Here is a 16,019-nt window from a genome sequence, read left to right as displayed (position 1 = left end):
ACTACGGATTATATGTCTTTAGTATTTGTTTTCTATGGTCGTTATTTTAGCATCGCCCCATAAGCTTTCGATGTTGTAGTATTCACGGATATGTTTTTGAAATACATGAACTACAATGTTTACATAATCCATTAATACCCATTCCGCATTATCAGTTCCTTCTACATGCCATGGCTTGTCCTTCAATTCTTTAGAAACTGTTTTTTGGATAGAGTTTACTATGGCGTTAACTTGTGTGTTTGAATTACCGTTACAAATTACAAAATAGTCGCATACTGCCGTGTCTATTTCTCTTAAATCAAGGATGGTAATGTCATTTCCTTTTACTTCTTCTATTCCCTTAATGATGTTTGCCAGCAGGTCATCATTATTTATAGTCTTTTTCGCCATGAAATATTTTTATATATAAGTTTGTAAAGTTACCCTTTTTTGTGATTATTTTTGAACCTTAACACAATATTAAATTCTGTTTCACAAAAAAAATTACTATGAAGCTAATCAAACTCGATGCCATAGATTCAACTAATGAATTCCTCAAAGGATTGTCCAACGAACAGGAGATCGATAATTTCACTGTTGTTACTGCGGAAAATCAAACAAAGGGTAAAGGTCAAATGGGTTCAGTATGGACTTCGGAGGCTAGTAAAAACTTAACTATGAGTATTTTGGTTAAGGATTTTATAATGGATATTAGCCAGCTTTTTACTCTTAATATTGCAGTTTCAGTTGCTGTAATTAGCGTTTTAGAATCATATAAGATTCCTGATCTTAGTATTAAATGGCCGAACGACATAATGTCATACAATAGAAAAATAGGTGGCATATTGATAGAGAATACTATAAAAAGTAACGGAACCATCATTTCGATCGTGGGTTTGGGCCTTAATGTGAATCAAATTAATTTTGAAAATTTACCAAAAGCATCTTCTTTGGCGGTTATTTGTAACGTAAATTTCAATAAAGAGGAACTGCTTTTTTCGATTTGTGATGCAATTGAAAAAAATGTGAAGTTATGCAGGTACAATTCGACCCAGTTGTGGTCAGATTATAGCAATAAATTATATAAGAAAGGTTTGCCGATGCCTTTTTCAGATCAAAAGAATCAAAATTTTATGGGAATTATTCAAGGAGTTTCTTCGCAAGGGAAACTGCAAGTTCTTCTTGAAAATGACAGTGTTGAAGAATTTGATATAAAGGAAATCCACATGCTCTATTGATTTTCAGATCCTAAGGAAGTTTCACAATAATAAACAAAAAAACCTTTCAGTTTTTAACGCTAAAAGGTTTTTAAGTCAGTCGAAAGCATTTACAATTTGTTCATGTTGCTCGCTAAAGTTTCGATGAATTTTCCAATTGGACCTTTTATCATCATGGCCATCATCGGATTGAAATCCCCTTCAAAATCAAGTTTTACATCACTTGAAGTTTCAGAAACTGCATCTATATTTGCTACCAATGTAAATGGAAGTTTGTCGCTTGCTGCACCCAAAACTATTTTGGTTGGAGCTACTTTTTCTTTCATTTTTAACTTTATTTCCGGCATCCCTTTTAGTCCAAAAATGAAAGCATCGTCGCCGATAACTTCAAATTTAGCGATGTTTTCGGGCATTAATTTTTCAAAATTTTTCACATCACTCAATAAATCGAATAATTCTTGAGCTGATTTTTGAACTGTAACTTTAGGACTTTCTAAGTTCATTGTTTTTATTTTTTATTAATTGTTTAAACTTCAATTGTCCAAGTAGACGGACTCACATTCCATTCTCGTAGAGTCTGTTCTTCGTCCTCAGTGATATATCTTTTGGCAACAGCTAAATTCAATAAATTTTGATAATTACTCAACGTAAATAAATCCAGATTCGCACTTTTAAAATTCTGTTCCGCTACATCAAAACCGTACGTAAAGATTGCGGCCATACCTTTGACATTGGCGCCAGCTTCACGTAATACTTCCACAGCAAGCAAACTACTGTTTCCGGTGCTGATTAAATCTTCTACAACGACTACGTTTTGTCCTTTTTGTAGAAAACCTTCCACTTGGTTTTGTCTGCCGTGTTTCTTTGGTTCCGGGCGAACATATACAAACGGCAATCCCATACTTTCCGCCACCAGCATACCAATTCCTATTGCTCCAGTGGCAACACCTGCAATAACATCTGGTTTACCAAATTGTTTCTCAATATTCTTAGAAAATTCATCCCGAACATAATTTCTCACGGCTGGAAATGAGAGGATTAATCGGTTATCACAATAAATAGGCGATTTCCATCCAGAAGCCCATGTAAAAGGATTTCTTGGATTCAATTTAATTGCATTTATTTGCAAAAGAAATTCGGCTGTTTTTTCGGCTGTATCTTTATTAAAAATCATATTACAAATGTATAAAGTTTTTGTTAACGACAAACCACTTTTTTTGACAAATCACATCTCGAAGGAGACTGATTTTCAATTATTTCTATTAGAAAGTATTGATATAGAGCAACTTATAGTTAAAATTTTTCAAAATAAAATTAGCAAGGCCTATCTTTATCATCCTGACGAAAGCTTGATTATGAAGACTTTAAAAGCTAAAATCCCCGTTTGTAAAGCGGGAGGCGGCTTGGTTTACAATAAAAAAGGGGAGGTTTTATTCATTTTTAGAAATGGGAAATGGGATTTGCCTAAAGGTGGAATCGAAAAAGGAGAGGAAATCGAGGATACTGCCATGCGTGAGGTGGAGGAGGAGACTGGCGTAAATGGCTTGTCAATTTCACATAAACTTCAAAAAACGTATCATGTTTTTAGGCGAAACGGGAAGTACAAACTAAAAATTACGCACTGGTTCGAAATGCAATCTGATTTTGAAGGAACGCCTCAGGGGCAATTAGACGAAGGAATCGATAAAGTGGCGTGGATGAATCCGGAACAAATCAAGGAAGCTTTGAAAAACTCCTACGAAAACATAAAATTATTGTTCGAAGAAGAGAAGATTATATAAATTAAATGCCCCCAATAAGTAAAAACTATTTGGGGGCATTTCTTTGAAAAAAGAATTTTTATTTCAAAATACGATATACCGGATATTGTAAATGTGCCTTTTCATAATAAACCGAATGTTTGTAAATCCAGTCAAGTTGGGCTTCGGGATTATTGATGAAATTCACATCACTTTGCTTTTTTAAATCAAATTCAGCTTTTAGTTTTGGATTTTCTTTCAGAATTTGCGTTGCTGAATCTTCAAAAACATAATCGGAGTAGCCTTCTTTTTGTTGTAACATCGTATCGAAAAAGTTCCAGTTAAAAAAAGAATCGACTGCTTCCGGTTCTAAAGTTTCCAATAAATATTTGATTCCTTTTTGTTGTGTGGGAATTACGTAATCTCCTTTGGTGAAAGCCACTTTTTCCATTTTAGAAGTTACCGAAGTGTTTCGGTGCAAATAATGGCCTTCATAAGCTGAATTTGTAGTTTTAAAATCTGCAATTCTGTAGCTTTCGACTTCAATTATGGTGTCTTTTTTTAATTGGGTATAGGTAATCGTGTTACTTTTTAATAAATCGATTACTGGCCAAAATCCTCTTGGAATGATGTACGCTTCGGGAATGATTATCTCTTTTACGGATTTAAATTCCTTGCTGTACGGAATGTCTTTTTTGAATGGTTTTGTACGGTCATAAAACAAGCGATTTCCTGATGTGACGTCACTTTTTTTGTAACTGGCTTCGTAGCCTAAAAACGAAAAAGGAACCGTTTTGGTACTGTCTATTTCCCATTTTATCGTGTACGCTTTCTTTGGTTTATACTGCTCTTCATTTTTCAATCGCAGTTGTTTGATTTTTTTGTAATTAGCATCCGTAAAGTCAATTGCTGAGCGCATGTATTCGTAGGTTACTTTAACACGATCGGCATATTTTTTAAGCATGTGCGTTTCCACCACAAACCCAATGGTGCTAAACAATGAAGTATAACCCGTTGCAAATCGTGAGCTCTCAAAAAATTGACCAAAACCTTTGTCCGGTGTGTCCTGAAAAGCATTGACATAAGGCGTACTTTCGATATTCTTTTTTTGTAAATCTTGGACCAAAGCCGGCATCATTTCGGTATTTAAAAAATCACCTAAAACAGTTCCCAATTTGTTATGTTGGGTCATAATGTAGGTGAGTTTGTATTGATAATCCGCGCCATTGCTAACGTGATTATCAATAAAAACATCGGCATTTACTTTATGGAATATTTCAACAAAACTTTTCGTGTTTCGGGTATCCGACTTGATGAAATCGCGATTTAGATCATAGTTTCTGGCATTGCCACGAAAGCCATAGATTTCCGGTCCGTCCTGATTGGCTCTTGAAGTGGAATTTCTGTTTAAAGCACCGCCAATATTATATACCGGAATACAAACAATAACCGTGTTTTTAGGAGCTTTTATTTTGCCTAAAGCTAAATCTCTAAACAATTGCATTGAAGCGTCAATTCCATCCGGTTCTCCTGCGTGAATACCATTATTGAGTAGGATTACTGCTTTGTTTTTTTGGATGTTTCCAAAGTCAAATTGTTTTTCAGGATTAAAAATAACCATGTGCAAGGGTTCGCCACTGTCTGTCAATCCCATTTTTTGCATTTCGATAGTAGGAAAATCATCTGCCAAAAGTTTGTAATAAGCAATTGTTTCTTGATAACTAGCAGATTGGTTTCCATTGCCTTTTTCGAAAAAAGTATCGTATTTATTCATTTTTTGTGCAAATGAACTGATGGAGAGTAGTAAAAAAAGGAATCTGAAAAGTCTCATATTTCGGTTTTTAAATGGAATTTCAAATGTAGCTTTTTTTAGATAACTGTAGAAATGAATGTACTAAAAGGAATTTTCCAATTGAAAAAGAATGAAATTTAATAATTCAAAATTCATAACTCACAATTAAAAATTACCTTTGCACCAAATTGAAAAAATGAATAAGAAACACCATTCCAACAATATACTTTTGAATTTAGGCATTGAAAGCCTTAACGAAATGCAGGAAGTAGCACAAGGTGCTATTCTGAATGACAATAATGTACTATTGCTTTCGCCAACAGGTTCTGGAAAAACTTTGGCTTTTTTGTTACCGATTTTAGAAATGTTGCAGCCTGAAATTCAATCGGTTCAATGTTTAATTTTAGTTCCATCACGTGAATTAGGATTGCAGATTGAGCAGGTTTGGAAAAAAATGGGAACCGATTATAAAGTAAATGTGTGTTACGGCGGACATTCCATTGATACTGAAATCAAGAATTTAAGCAATCCTCCAGCAGTTTTAATAGGGACTCCGGGAAGAATTGCGGACCATATCGACAGAGGAACATTCCGAGTAGATAAAATTCAAACCTTGATTTTGGATGAATTTGATAAATCGTTGCAATTGGGTTTTCATGAGCAAATGTCTTTTATCATTGGAAAATTAACGAAACTGAACAAACGTGTTTTAGTTTCGGCCACTTCCGATATTGAGATTCCAAGATATACAAGAGTTGTGAATCCAACGATTTTGGATTTCATTCCAGAAAATGTAGAAGAAACGAATCTTTCCATGAAAATGGTTGTTTCGAAAGAAAAAGACAAAATTGGAAGTTTATTCAATTTGATTTGTTCGTTGAAATCACAGTCGGCTATTGTTTTTTGCAACCATCGTGATGCTGCAGAACGCATAAGCGATACGTTGAACGAAAAAGGAATTTATGCCACGTATTATCATGGCGGAATGGATCAAGACGAGAGAGAACGCGCACTAATCCAGTTCAGAAACGGAAGTGTAAGTTATCTAATCACAACTGATTTGGCTGCCCGTGGACTCGATATTCCCGAAATGAATCATGTTATTCATTATCATTTGCCATCCAAAGAAGACGAATTTACGCATAGAAACGGACGTACAGCACGTATGTTAGCCTCTGGAACCGCCTATATCATTGCTCATGAAAGTGAGAAAAAAATGGATTACATCGATTATGGAATGGAAGCTTTGAAAGTAGAAAACTCTACCTCATTGCCAAAACCACCTGAATTTCAAACTATTTATATCAGTGGTGGAAAGAAAAATAAATTGAATAAAATTGATATTGTAGGTTTCTTTTCTCAAAAAGGAAAACTGGAAAAAGGCGATTTAGGATTAATCGAAGTGAAAGATTTTATCTCTTTTGCTGCAGTCAAATTCAATAAAGTAAAAGATTTATTGCACGCCATTAAAGACGAAAAAATGAAAGGCAAAAAATTTAAAATCGAAGTTGCCCGAAAAGTGATTAAGAAAGAAGAGGAGTAGTTTTTTAGTGTTCAGTGTTCAGTGTTCAGTGTTCCGTTTTCAGTTTAAAAAGTGCTCAATGTTCAACTTTTAGTGAGTAGAAAAAAAATGATTTAATAATAAAAAATCGTTAATAGTAAATTTGATTTACTGTTAACGATTTTTGCTCTAATGTGTTTCTAATTACACTTTTTTCTGACCACTGAATTTTTTTATAAAGTCAGGTACTGATCACTGATCACTGCACACTGATGACTATATTTTCTTAACGTATTGCGTAATAATTACAATAGTCTGACCATCTACTTTTCCTTCAATATACTCTGCGTTTTCATGGTCTAATCTGATGTTACGCACTGCAGTTCCTTGTTTGGCTACCATGCTGGAGCCTTTTACTTTCAAATCTTTGATTAAAACGACTGAATCTCCAATTTCAAGAATCACGCCGTTGCTGTCACGGTGAATTACTTTGGTTTCGTCTTCTTCCCCTTCACCGGTTGATTGCGCCCAAGCCAAAGTATCTTCGTCGAAGTACATTTGGTCTAATAATTCTTGAGGCCATCCCGCTGCACGCAAGCGGCTTAACATTCTCCAAGAAACAACTTGTACCGGAATATACTCGCTCCACATACTGTCGTTTAGACATCTCCAATGGTTTAAATCTTCGTGTCCTGCATTTTCTATTTGGTCTATGCAAGTGCTGCAAGCCATGATACTTTCGTCAAGTCCACCTTTTCTGGTAGGTAGTACTTCAAACATTTTTAGATTTTCAGTTGCGCCACAAAGTTCACATTTTGATCCGCTGCGTTTGCTTAATTCTCTTTCTGTACTCATTTTTTGATGGCTTTTATTTTTAGGTAAAAGTACGGCTTCTTGCTCCGTTTCACAAGTAATATTGTTACTGTTTATTTGTCAAGTCAAGCGCAGCCGAGACCTATCTTTTAGTCTCGACTGCGCTCGACTTGACAAAACTCTTTAAAATTATTTTACTCTAACGGCATCGGGAACCAGCATTTCATACTGTCCTCCGTTACGGATTACATCTCTTACAATACTGGAACTGATATAGGAAGTCCTGGCTGCAGTCAATAAAAATACGGTTTCTATTTTTGACAAACGTCGATTGGTATGCGCGATTGCTTTTTCGAATTCGAAATCGGCTGGATTACGTAAGCCACGAAGGATGAAGTCAGCTTTTATTCTATGGCACAAATCTATAGTCAAACCTTCGTAGGTAATTACCGAAACTTTTGGCTCGTTTTTGAAGGTTTCTTCGATGAAATGTTTTCTTTCTTCGAGCGAAAACATGTATTTTTTTTCGGCATTAATTCCAATTGCAATTACGATTTCATCAAATAACGGAATGCTTCTTTTGATGATGTCTTCATGTCCTAAAGTGATTGGGTCAAATGAACCCGGAAATATGGCTTTTCTCATTTATTTTTTCTGTTTTGTCTTTCCGAATAAGCACAGATCTGATGATCTAGTTTTTCTACTGTATTGAAGTGGCAAGTTTTTTTTAATTAAGCGATTTACGGCAAAGCTAATTCTATTGCATTGGTAAACAAATCTCCCAATGAAATTCCGGCGGCTTTGGCTTGTTGCGGAATCAAACTTTCTGTGGTTAATCCAGGAATGGTATTCATTTCCAACATGTGTGGTTCTCCGTTTACCAATATAAATTCGCTTCTGGAAAAACCTTTCATTTTTAATACTTCGTAAGCGCGTTTGGCAATTTCGCTTACTTTTTGGGTCATTTCATCCGAAATTCTGGCGGGTGTAATTTCTTGGGATTTACCCAGATATTTGGCTTCATAATCGAAGAAATCATTGTCAGAAACGATTTCCGTTATCGGTAAAACGGTTACTTTTCCTTTGTAATTGATTACGCCAACAGAAACTTCGGTGCCGTCAAGGAAACTTTCGATGATGATCTCGTTGTCTTCTTTATAAGCGACCTCTATCGCGATTGGCAATTCAGCGATGGTTTTTACTTTGGAAATTCCAAAACTGGAACCTGCTTTATTGGGTTTTACAAAACAAGGCAAACCTACTTTAGCGATAATTTCGTCCGTATTGATCCCATCGCCTTTGTTTAAGTAATAAGAGGTCGCAGTTTTTATTCCGTATGGTTTTAAAACCGATAATAAATCACGTTTGTTGAACGTTAAAGCCGCTTGGTAATAATCGCAGGATGTTTGCGGAATATGCAATAATTCGAAATACGCCTGCATCAATCCGTCTTCGCCGGGAGTTCCGTGAATGGCATTGAAAACGCAGTCAAAACTGATTTTGTTACCATCAACAATTACTGAAAAATCATTTTTATCAATAGGGAATTCAGCATCATTAGCATCAACATAAACCCATTTTTCTTTGAAAATATGGATTCGGAATGCGTTATATTTTTTTTTGTCCAGAAATTGATACACGACATTTCCACTGATAAGTGAGATTTTATACTCGCTGGAATATCCGCCCATGATGATGGCAATGTTTTTCATTATTTTTTGTTTGATTATTGTATTGTTTTAAATAGTAAAAAACCACCCCGCCTTTCTGGCACCCCTCCAGCGGAGGGGAAATTGTATGGATTCCCCTATAATGGAGGGGTGCCCAACGGGCGGGGTGGCTTTTAGATGTTTTAAAATGAAAGTTTTCTTTTGAAAACGGACGCCATAGCCCCGATAGCAGTGGAAATCCTTTTTATCAGCTTTTTCAGCGGATAAAAAGATTGCAACGAATAGCGGGAAATAGCTCCAAAAAGCATTAAACAAAATTATCATTTTTTTTGGAACGAAATAGCTTTATCTTTGCCGCATATAAAAATAAATTTATGAGTTTACGTAAGTATCTTACTAGCCGTGTTTTTTTAGTGCAAATGTTAATTGCAATTGGAATTATAGTTGTTTTGGCCTATTTATTTATGCATTGGCTGACTTTTACGACAAATCATGGGCATGAAATAGAGGTTCCAAATTTGAGTAAATTGACTGAAGAGCAAGTGGAGGAAAAGTTGGATGAATTGGACTTAAATTATGTGCTATTGGATAGTGTGGATTACAAAAGCGATTATCCGCAATACAGTGTTGTTGAGCAAGATCCCACGCCGGGGACAAAGGTAAAAGAAGGCAGAAAAATATATATAAAAATTAATACTTCGGGATTTTCATCCGTGCGAATTCCTGAATTAGTAAATAAAACGTATCGTGAAGCAGTGCCAACTTTGAAAGCTTTAGGACTTGAAGAAGGATCGGTTACTTATGTTCCAAATCTTGGAAAAGATATGGTGCTGGAAATGCGTTTCAAAGGAAGAAACCTGAAAGCAGGAGACAGAGTGTTGAGATCGTCCAAAATTGATTTGGTTTTAGGTGATGGAAAAATGAGTTACGAAGAAGAGGAAAATGCCGTAGATACCCTTGCAGCACCAATAGAAGAAGAAATACCAGTTGATGAACAATAATATAGATACAATAGATTTAGAAGACGAGTTATTTGAACATTTCAGGTTTGAAGTTCCCAAAGGCCAAGCGTCGTTGCGAATTGATAAATACTTGATGAGCCTTATTCAAAATGCTACACGCAACAAAATACAGACCGCAGCTACCGAAGGAAATATTTTTGTAAACGACGCTACCGTAAAGTCGAATTACAAGGTGAAAGCCAACGATGTGGTTCGAGTTATGCTTACGCATCCTCCTTATGAAAACCATATTATTCCGGAGAATATTCCGCTTGATATTGTGTATGAAGACGATACTTTATTGTTGATAAATAAATTGCCAGGAATGGTGGTGCATCCCGGTCACGGGAATTATACCGGAACTTTAGTTCATGCGTTGGCATATCATTTTGATAATTTGCCAATGAACAGCAGCGAACGTCCCGGATTAGTGCATCGAATTGATAAAGACACTTCGGGTTTATTGGTGATTGCCAAAACTGAAGCGGCTATGACGCATCTTGCCAAACAATTTGAAGCTAAAACTTCCGAAAGAGAATATGTAGCTTTGGTTTGGGGAAATGTGGTGGCTGATAAAGGAACGATTGAAGGAAACTTAGCAAGACACTTAAAAGATCGCATGCAAATGGCGGTTTTTGCTGATCCGGAAATAGGGAAACCTGCCGTGACGCATTACAAAGTGTTGGAGCGTTTTGGATACGTTACATTGATTTCGTGCCAACTAGAAACAGGAAGAACACACCAGATTCGTGCACACTTGAAACATATCGGACATCCTTTATTTAATGACGAGCGTTATGGCGGTCATTTAATTTTAAAAGGAACTACGTTTACTAAATATAAGCAGTTTATAGACAACTGTTTTAAAGTTTTACCTAGACAGGCTTTGCACGCCAAAACTTTAGGTTTTGTGCATCCTACAACCGGCGATATGATTCGTTTTGATACGGAACTTCCGCAGGATTTAATGGATTGTATCGAGAAATGGAGAGGATATTCAAAATCCCATGGTACAGACGAAGAAGAAGAATAAAAACATGAAAAGTCCCGAATTGGGGCTTTTTTTGTGGAAAGTAATTTGTATTAGTTGTATTTTAATACACACAAAGAATGTTATACTATAGGTTTCTTGGTATGTTTATTGTTTATCTTTAGCTTTTGGGCTTTTCCCTTCGTTCTCATTTCAAATGATATAAATTAGTTAGATTTGTAAAGTTGAACTTTATGGGATTCCATAATCTTCCTGTTTCGATTATGAAATACAGAATACAGCGATTCTCATTAAAAACTTAGAGTATGCTAATTTAATTTTTTCACTATGAAATTTAAAAATATAAATACCATGAAATTGACACTGTTTATAGGTTTATCGATACTAGTTGCAAGTAGCGTAGCTTTTAGTGCATTTAAATCAGTTAAATCTTCTCCTCAAAAAAATGAAATTACTGTCAATCAGACATTTGTAAATCCGATTGAAAATGATGATTCCTTGGGAGATAGAATTGTGAGATATGGAATGGAATTTTTGGGTACGCCTTATGTAGCAGCTGGTTGTAGCAAGGACGGTTTTGACTGTTCCGGTTTTATATACTATGTCTATAATAATTTTAAAATTAAGGTTCCGCGCAGCTCGTCACAGTTTGAGAATTTCGGTGAAGAAATCCCGATAGCTGATGTAAAAAAAGGTGATATTTTGTTGTTTTTGAGTCCAACCAGAAATGTTATTGGGCATATTGGGATCGTATCAAATCCAAAAGGAATGGACAGTGATTTTATTCATTCTACCTCAGGTCGTGAAATGCAAGTGGTTATTACCAGTTTAAAAAAGCCAGGGTATACACGTAGATTTGTGAAAGCGATACGTGTTTTGTAAATAAATTTAGTTGGAAACTCACGATTTATTTTGCTTAAAGCAAATAGTTTTTAACTATAACTAAATATGTAGGTTTCGATGATTTAATCTGACAAAAGTGCTATTTCTTAAAACTAATTTCATCCAATCCTATCGTGTATTCCGCACGTTGATTGTCATTGACATCCCAAATTTCCATTTTTATTTTTGGGATTTTCTTTTTCCAGTCTATCGTTAATAAGCCAAAATGGTTTTCCATAATAGGACCTTCAATTCTGTTGTTATTGGGTGTTGCAAAATGCCAGGTTGAAGAAAGTCCGCTTGAGGTAAAGTCGTAAATAGGATACAGTCCCGGTTCCGTAAGTTTAGAGATTTCGCCATAATGTACGTCGCCTGTTAAAAACAAAACACCATTTGCTTTCGTTTTTTTGATGAGGTTTAGGAATCTTTTTTGCTCCAGCGGAAAATTAGCCCAGCCTTCGTAACCGTTGTATTCAATTCCAAACTGGGACCCCGAACCAATCAGTCTGATATCCGCGGGTTTTTGCAATTCGGCTTCCAGCCATTTCCATTGCGCGGCTCCTAAATACGTAGAATCTGGGTTTTGTAAAGGAGCATAGTCTAGAGAGTAGAAATACCTTTTATCATCCTTAAATTCATCATTATATTTCTTATAATTATCTCTGAAGGTACGATTGTCTAATAAGATAATTTGTACTTTTTTACCTTTGTTTTCATACATGTAGGACGTGTATATTCCCTCGTGTTTTCGTCTTTCGGAATCTGCAGGTTCATTAAAAAACTTCAAGAACAGTTCTTTAGATTCTTCCTTTTTTGGATAATGCCGACCCGCATCATTTTGTCCGTAATCGTGATCGTCCCAAGTAGCAATAATAGGTACATTTTTTTTCAAATTTTGAAAAGTAGGTTTAGCCCCTAATCGATCGTATTTGGCTTGTAATGTATTCATATTGTCCGTGTCTCCGTAAATGTTGTCGCCCAGAAATACAAATAAATCCGGTTGATGTTTTACCACAACATCAAAAATGGGTAGCGGATTGCTTTGGTTCGAACATGATCCGAAAGCAATTTTTGAGATGTTCTTTTGAGAATAACCGTTGTATGGAAGTAATGATATCATTAAAAAAAGCAGTAATATCTTTAAGGAATTAATTTGAAGCATTTTTTTTATTTTTAAAAAGTTTGTAGATTTTTTTTTCATTAGTAAAATCGTTGCGTCTTTGACACTTTTGAGATAATTTGTTGTATGTTTTTTAAGCTTGCTGATATCCTACTGATAATTAGAATCGTCTCCATTTTGAGGCGTGTTGATTGTGCTTTTAAATTTTTGAATATGTCTTTTATGACGCAAAAAAATATACAATTGCATGTTCCATTAATTGCTCAACATCATAACTTTGCTTCCACGAAGTAGTTATCTTTTTGTTTTCATCCAGTTCTTCAATTTCATCATCATTTAAAGCGTTGAGTACATTTTCATTGTAAACCATCATTTTATTAAAGTCTTGCAAATATTCTTTTATTGTTGTGTGAAAAACTTTTTGAGGCCGCTCTGTTTTATTCCCTTTCAGATTATGAATGTAAATCGCATAGCAATAGCCTTAACTTACGGTGCGAGACAAAACGGTCTGGATTTCGTCAGTGGCTTCAGGGTCTTTAATACTTGACAAAAAAGTATCAGAAATATCTTCAATCACCTTTCCAATTTCTAATAGTGCTTGTTCGTATAAGTCTACCAATGCTCCTATTCCTCCTTGTCTGTACATGGTGTTTACTTTTTATGGTGAGATAAATTAAAGTGGGTTTATTATACCTTAAACTAAAGTAAATATAGGAGTTTTAACCGAAATGGTAATATTTGTTTTCATAATTACTGCAGCAAATAAACCAGCGGATGAAACAGCCATTTCTCCTTTAATTTTTTGATTGAAGTATTAATTTGATTTAAATGTTTCGGAAATGGAAGTATGGCCTATCTTTTGTATTACAGATTGTAATTCAATTCTGGATATAGAAAAGTAGTGTAAAATGATAAAAAAATTAGTATTCATGCTCCTTATTACCTGTGGTGCCTATGCTCAAGAGCAGGTGTTTAATGTGCAGCGCTATTGCGTAGACGAAATTCCTTTTAAAAATGGGCAATGTGATCTGGTAGGGAACGAATATTCTTTCGTGTTTTTAGATATTAAAAAGAGTGAAGTTGTATTTTTTTTTACTCAGATGAAAATGAAATATAAAATCGTAAAATCGGCTAATTTCTCGCCTGATCCTAATTATACGTTGTTTACATTAGAAAATGGACGTGAACAAATAGAGATGAAATTAAACAAACTACATACCAAGATCGAATTTATATATCCTAATAATCGTATTTATTTAACGGTAGGTAAGTCGACAAAAGGATTAAATTAAGATGTAAACTAATGTATGTCAAAATTCCCTTTATCTTTTGTAATATCAAAATAAATCATTTTACTTGTTAAGGAACAATCCGGATAGTGCATTTGAAATCTTCGCATCTTCCAATTGACAAAATGCTTACACTTTAATAAAAATGATTGATTATCTGTTTTGTCTTATTGTCATGGGAAAAGAATACAAGTAGGTGCTATGGGACTAAAGTTTATGTTTCCAGTCAAGGTATATTCTATTCAAAATTTGGTTAACATTTTTTAAAAGAAGAGTGGGGCTTACGTTCATAGTTTTTATAATTTTATGTTAAAACTTAATTTGCGATATAAAAAATTATTGTCCCTAAACTTTTTCCTGCATTAAATATCGCAGAAAGACTTAATGAGACAGCTATAATTTTAAATTGTAGTTTTTACGTTCCGTTTACAAGATATTTTTTCGATTCTATTATCAATTCTCTAATTTCTAATTCTAAATTATTCAATTTTTTTTAATTTAAGGTTTTAATAGAATGTTATTTTTCTAAATTATCAATGTGAAATGTCGTTAAATACCGTGTTTTTTTAAAGTTATACCGCTTAATTTTATATTGAAAGTAACAAAATTATTTAAAACCCGATCGCTCGTATTTATATAAAATGCGCTACCGATCGTGACATAGCACCGCAGTTAATTTATGACCGCCTATTTGTATTTGGAAAGATTACCTTTTGCGGATTTTTCTTTAGTTCTTCCATCACGACGTCAAAAAGTCTCTTCTTCACTTGGCCTGATTTTTTTGGTTCAACCAAGTATCGCACTACCACTTCTATCCATGTGTTGCTATGAGCTTTTAAAATAACTGAAGGAAATTCATTTACATCGAGCTCATCTACAGGAGTGTTTTTCAAAATTGTTTTAAATCGCTTTACCCGTTTCACCATTGCTTCACCAATTTCCGTTTCAACAATACGTTTTATCGTATCGCTGGTAAATTTGAAATCGCTATCATAAGATATGAACAAACTAAGTTCGTTCCAGATGAAAGGGAATAATGGCCAGGAGTAATTATATACATATTCATTGAATACTTTTGAGTTGGCAAATCGTATAATACGTCCGCTTGGATGGTCGCCCGATAAATAATCGCCATTAAATTCCCATAGTGTTGTATCAATGTAGCTTACGTTAATCACATCACCATACACGTTACCGATCCGTATACGGTCACCAACTTCGTAAGGCTTACGGATAAGAATATATAACCATCCAAAAAAACTTATTATGAGATTTTGTAAAGCAAAACCAAGTATTAGTGATACAATACCAAATGAAACCAAAGCAGTATACCAATTAGCAAAAAGCAGTGACAGGATAATACCGAGGATGAGCAGGCTCGCAAATAAGTCGACAATAAGATTGAAATTAAATACATGGGTTTTATCTACAATCTTGCGGTTAAATATTTTTTTGAAAAGTTTTGAAGCCAACAACACTAAAGAAATCAACATTACGGCAAGCACGATTTTTTGCGCCAACGGAATATAAATGCTGGAAATGGGCAAACGTTTCAATCCAAGAAGAAAATAAACGGCACCGCAGATTATAAATATGATGGCAGATATTCCCAGCAAGGGAGCCTCTATTGTTAAAGCAACAGCACTTTCCTTTTGTACAGAAATTGAGTTTTCGCTCAAGGCTCTTTGTACTTTCTCATCCTTTTGAATGTCTTGTAATTCCTTATCTTCTATAGATTCTGAATTTTCCATATTTTTTTTAAGTAGATATATTAATAATCGGTTTTAAAAAAAGCAGAAGCTTGTATTTATAGATAATCTTTAACACTATTTCGCAAACTGTGCCCGCTACAATTCGCAACTATTATAAAACTGATTTATATTTTTTAAAGTCACGCATTAGATCGCATAATATAAAACCATTTACTGCTTTCTGTATAAATGGTTATGGATGAACATAATACAATAATATTAGATTTCTAAGCCCTTTTGTTCTCCACTATGTACCAATTGAATACTAATATTT

The 16,019-nt window shown here is 34.7% G+C and carries 18 protein-coding genes; 7 read left to right on the top strand and 11 right to left on the bottom strand.

The annotated features are described in order from the left end of the window. Positions 1 to 18: 18 nt before the first annotated feature. Positions 19 to 390: a ribosome silencing factor gene (gene rsfS / locus E0F89_RS07550; RefSeq protein WP_113634263.1), complete on the bottom strand. Its 372-nt coding sequence runs from the start codon at positions 388 to 390 to the stop codon at positions 19 to 21. 98 nt (positions 391 to 488) lie between these two features. Between rsfS and E0F89_RS07545 the strand changes: the two genes are divergently transcribed. Further along, on the top strand, positions 489 to 1,217 hold the full coding sequence (locus tag E0F89_RS07545) for a biotin--[acetyl-CoA-carboxylase] ligase (RefSeq protein ID WP_131909195.1): 729 nt from the start codon (positions 489 to 491) through the stop codon (positions 1,215 to 1,217). An 89-nt stretch (positions 1,218 to 1,306) separates the two neighbouring features. Here E0F89_RS07545 and E0F89_RS07540 read toward each other — a convergent pair whose 3' ends face one another. Beyond that, on the bottom strand, positions 1,307 to 1,699 hold the full coding sequence (locus tag E0F89_RS07540) for an SRPBCC family protein (RefSeq protein WP_131909194.1): 393 nt from the start codon (positions 1,697 to 1,699) through the stop codon (positions 1,307 to 1,309). A 23-nt stretch (positions 1,700 to 1,722) separates the two neighbouring features. Continuing rightward, entirely contained in the window at positions 1,723 to 2,370 is a 648-nt protein-coding gene (gene pyrE, locus E0F89_RS07535) for an orotate phosphoribosyltransferase (RefSeq protein WP_131909193.1), read from the bottom strand. 7 nt (positions 2,371 to 2,377) lie between these two features. Here pyrE and E0F89_RS07530 point away from each other — a divergent pair, with 7 nt between their 5' ends. Next, positions 2,378 to 2,977 (top strand): NUDIX hydrolase, encoded by a 600-nt coding sequence (locus E0F89_RS07530; protein WP_131909192.1) that lies wholly within the window; start codon positions 2,378 to 2,380, stop codon positions 2,975 to 2,977. Positions 2,978 to 3,035: 58 nt separating this feature from the next. Here the strand turns inward: E0F89_RS07530 and E0F89_RS07525 are convergent, their stop codons facing one another. Then, the gene (locus tag E0F89_RS07525) at positions 3,036 to 4,766 is read right to left on the bottom strand and encodes a M14 family metallopeptidase (protein ID WP_131909191.1); all 1,731 of its coding nucleotides are present in this window, start codon (positions 4,764 to 4,766) and stop codon (positions 3,036 to 3,038) included. A 157-nt stretch (positions 4,767 to 4,923) separates the two neighbouring features. Here E0F89_RS07525 and E0F89_RS07520 point away from each other — a divergent pair, with 157 nt between their 5' ends. After that, positions 4,924 to 6,270, top strand: coding sequence for a DEAD/DEAH box helicase (locus tag E0F89_RS07520; protein WP_131909190.1), 1,347 nt, complete (start codon positions 4,924 to 4,926; stop codon positions 6,268 to 6,270). Positions 6,271 to 6,504: 234 nt separating this feature from the next. Here E0F89_RS07520 and E0F89_RS07515 read toward each other — a convergent pair whose 3' ends face one another. From E0F89_RS07515 to E0F89_RS07505, 3 genes are all read right to left on the bottom strand, one after another. Further along, positions 6,505 to 7,083 (bottom strand): PhnA domain-containing protein, encoded by a 579-nt coding sequence (locus E0F89_RS07515; RefSeq protein ID WP_131909189.1) that lies wholly within the window; start codon positions 7,081 to 7,083, stop codon positions 6,505 to 6,507. 147 nt (positions 7,084 to 7,230) lie between these two features. Continuing rightward, positions 7,231 to 7,686, bottom strand: a complete 456-nt coding sequence (gene coaD, locus E0F89_RS07510) for a pantetheine-phosphate adenylyltransferase (protein WP_131909188.1) — start codon at positions 7,684 to 7,686, stop codon at positions 7,231 to 7,233. 95 nt (positions 7,687 to 7,781) lie between these two features. Next, positions 7,782 to 8,753, bottom strand: a complete 972-nt coding sequence (locus E0F89_RS07505) for a D-alanine--D-alanine ligase (RefSeq protein ID WP_131909187.1) — start codon at positions 8,751 to 8,753, stop codon at positions 7,782 to 7,784. A gap of 332 nt (positions 8,754 to 9,085) precedes the next feature. On the opposite strand from E0F89_RS07505, the gene E0F89_RS07500 reads away from it, so the two are divergent. From E0F89_RS07500 to E0F89_RS07490, 3 genes are all read left to right on the top strand, one after another. Continuing rightward, on the top strand, positions 9,086 to 9,712 hold the full coding sequence (locus E0F89_RS07500) for a PASTA domain-containing protein (protein WP_131909186.1): 627 nt from the start codon (positions 9,086 to 9,088) through the stop codon (positions 9,710 to 9,712). Further along, a complete protein-coding gene (locus E0F89_RS07495; protein ID WP_131909185.1) occupies positions 9,702 to 10,745 on the top strand; it encodes an RluA family pseudouridine synthase in 1,044 nt (347 codons plus the stop codon). Before E0F89_RS07500 ends, E0F89_RS07495 begins: the two co-directional genes overlap by 11 nt. A gap of 309 nt (positions 10,746 to 11,054) precedes the next feature. Further along, positions 11,055 to 11,585: a C40 family peptidase gene (locus E0F89_RS07490; RefSeq protein WP_165929996.1), complete on the top strand. Its 531-nt coding sequence runs from the start codon at positions 11,055 to 11,057 to the stop codon at positions 11,583 to 11,585. Between the two features lie 100 nt (positions 11,586 to 11,685). On the opposite strand, the gene E0F89_RS07485 is transcribed toward E0F89_RS07490, so the two are convergent. From E0F89_RS07485 to E0F89_RS17245, 3 genes are all read right to left on the bottom strand, one after another. After that, positions 11,686 to 12,705: an alkaline phosphatase D family protein gene (locus E0F89_RS07485; protein WP_165929995.1), complete on the bottom strand. Its 1,020-nt coding sequence runs from the start codon at positions 12,703 to 12,705 to the stop codon at positions 11,686 to 11,688. A gap of 220 nt (positions 12,706 to 12,925) precedes the next feature. Further along, positions 12,926 to 13,096, bottom strand: coding sequence for a hypothetical protein (locus tag E0F89_RS17250; RefSeq protein ID WP_207915794.1), 171 nt, complete (start codon positions 13,094 to 13,096; stop codon positions 12,926 to 12,928). Positions 13,097 to 13,186: 90 nt separating this feature from the next. Next, a complete protein-coding gene (locus E0F89_RS17245; protein ID WP_207915792.1) occupies positions 13,187 to 13,351 on the bottom strand; it encodes a hypothetical protein in 165 nt (54 codons plus the stop codon). Between the two features lie 283 nt (positions 13,352 to 13,634). Between E0F89_RS17245 and E0F89_RS07475 the strand changes: the two genes are divergently transcribed. Then, positions 13,635 to 13,997 (top strand): hypothetical protein, encoded by a 363-nt coding sequence (locus E0F89_RS07475; RefSeq protein ID WP_131909182.1) that lies wholly within the window; start codon positions 13,635 to 13,637, stop codon positions 13,995 to 13,997. A 674-nt stretch (positions 13,998 to 14,671) separates the two neighbouring features. Here the strand turns inward: E0F89_RS07475 and E0F89_RS07470 are convergent. Beyond that, positions 14,672 to 15,745, bottom strand: coding sequence for a mechanosensitive ion channel family protein (locus tag E0F89_RS07470; RefSeq protein ID WP_131909181.1), 1,074 nt, complete (start codon positions 15,743 to 15,745; stop codon positions 14,672 to 14,674). Positions 15,746 to 16,019: the final 274 nt, after the last annotated feature.

The sequence above is a fragment of the Flavobacterium caseinilyticum genome (assembly GCF_004349085.1).
Lineage (GTDB): Bacteria > Bacteroidota > Bacteroidia > Flavobacteriales > Flavobacteriaceae > Flavobacterium > Flavobacterium caseinilyticum.
Note: the sequence above shows the minus strand (reverse complement) of the source record. Positions and strands in the feature narration are given on the sequence as shown.

What these genes read in the sequence shown, in the direction of transcription:
- rsfS (WP_113634263.1), bottom strand. Translation starts at nt 390, where the DNA reads ATGGCGAAAAAGACTATAAATAATGATGACCTGCTGGCAAACATCATT.
- E0F89_RS07545 (WP_131909195.1), top strand. Translation starts at nt 489, where the DNA reads ATGAAGCTAATCAAACTCGATGCCATAGATTCAACTAATGAATTCCTC.
- E0F89_RS07540 (WP_131909194.1), bottom strand. Translation starts at nt 1,699, where the DNA reads ATGAACTTAGAAAGTCCTAAAGTTACAGTTCAAAAATCAGCTCAAGAA.
- pyrE (WP_131909193.1), bottom strand. Translation starts at nt 2,370, where the DNA reads ATGATTTTTAATAAAGATACAGCCGAAAAAACAGCCGAATTTCTTTTG.
- E0F89_RS07530 (WP_131909192.1), top strand. Translation starts at nt 2,378, where the DNA reads ATGTATAAAGTTTTTGTTAACGACAAACCACTTTTTTTGACAAATCAC.
- E0F89_RS07525 (WP_131909191.1), bottom strand. Translation starts at nt 4,766, where the DNA reads ATGAGACTTTTCAGATTCCTTTTTTTACTACTCTCCATCAGTTCATTT.
- E0F89_RS07520 (WP_131909190.1), top strand. Translation starts at nt 4,924, where the DNA reads ATGAATAAGAAACACCATTCCAACAATATACTTTTGAATTTAGGCATT.
- E0F89_RS07515 (WP_131909189.1), bottom strand. Translation starts at nt 7,083, where the DNA reads ATGAGTACAGAAAGAGAATTAAGCAAACGCAGCGGATCAAAATGTGAA.
- coaD (WP_131909188.1), bottom strand. Translation starts at nt 7,686, where the DNA reads ATGAGAAAAGCCATATTTCCGGGTTCATTTGACCCAATCACTTTAGGA.
- E0F89_RS07505 (WP_131909187.1), bottom strand. Translation starts at nt 8,753, where the DNA reads ATGAAAAACATTGCCATCATCATGGGCGGATATTCCAGCGAGTATAAA.
- E0F89_RS07500 (WP_131909186.1), top strand. Translation starts at nt 9,086, where the DNA reads ATGAGTTTACGTAAGTATCTTACTAGCCGTGTTTTTTTAGTGCAAATG.
- E0F89_RS07495 (WP_131909185.1), top strand. Translation starts at nt 9,702, where the DNA reads ATGAACAATAATATAGATACAATAGATTTAGAAGACGAGTTATTTGAA.
- E0F89_RS07490 (WP_165929996.1), top strand. Translation starts at nt 11,055, where the DNA reads ATGAAATTGACACTGTTTATAGGTTTATCGATACTAGTTGCAAGTAGC.
- E0F89_RS07485 (WP_165929995.1), bottom strand. Translation starts at nt 12,705, where the DNA reads ATGATATCATTACTTCCATACAACGGTTATTCTCAAAAGAACATCTCA.
- E0F89_RS17245 (WP_207915792.1), bottom strand. Translation starts at nt 13,351, where the DNA reads ATGTACAGACAAGGAGGAATAGGAGCATTGGTAGACTTATACGAACAA.
- E0F89_RS07475 (WP_131909182.1), top strand. Translation starts at nt 13,635, where the DNA reads ATGCTCCTTATTACCTGTGGTGCCTATGCTCAAGAGCAGGTGTTTAAT.
- E0F89_RS07470 (WP_131909181.1), bottom strand. Translation starts at nt 15,745, where the DNA reads ATGGAAAATTCAGAATCTATAGAAGATAAGGAATTACAAGACATTCAA.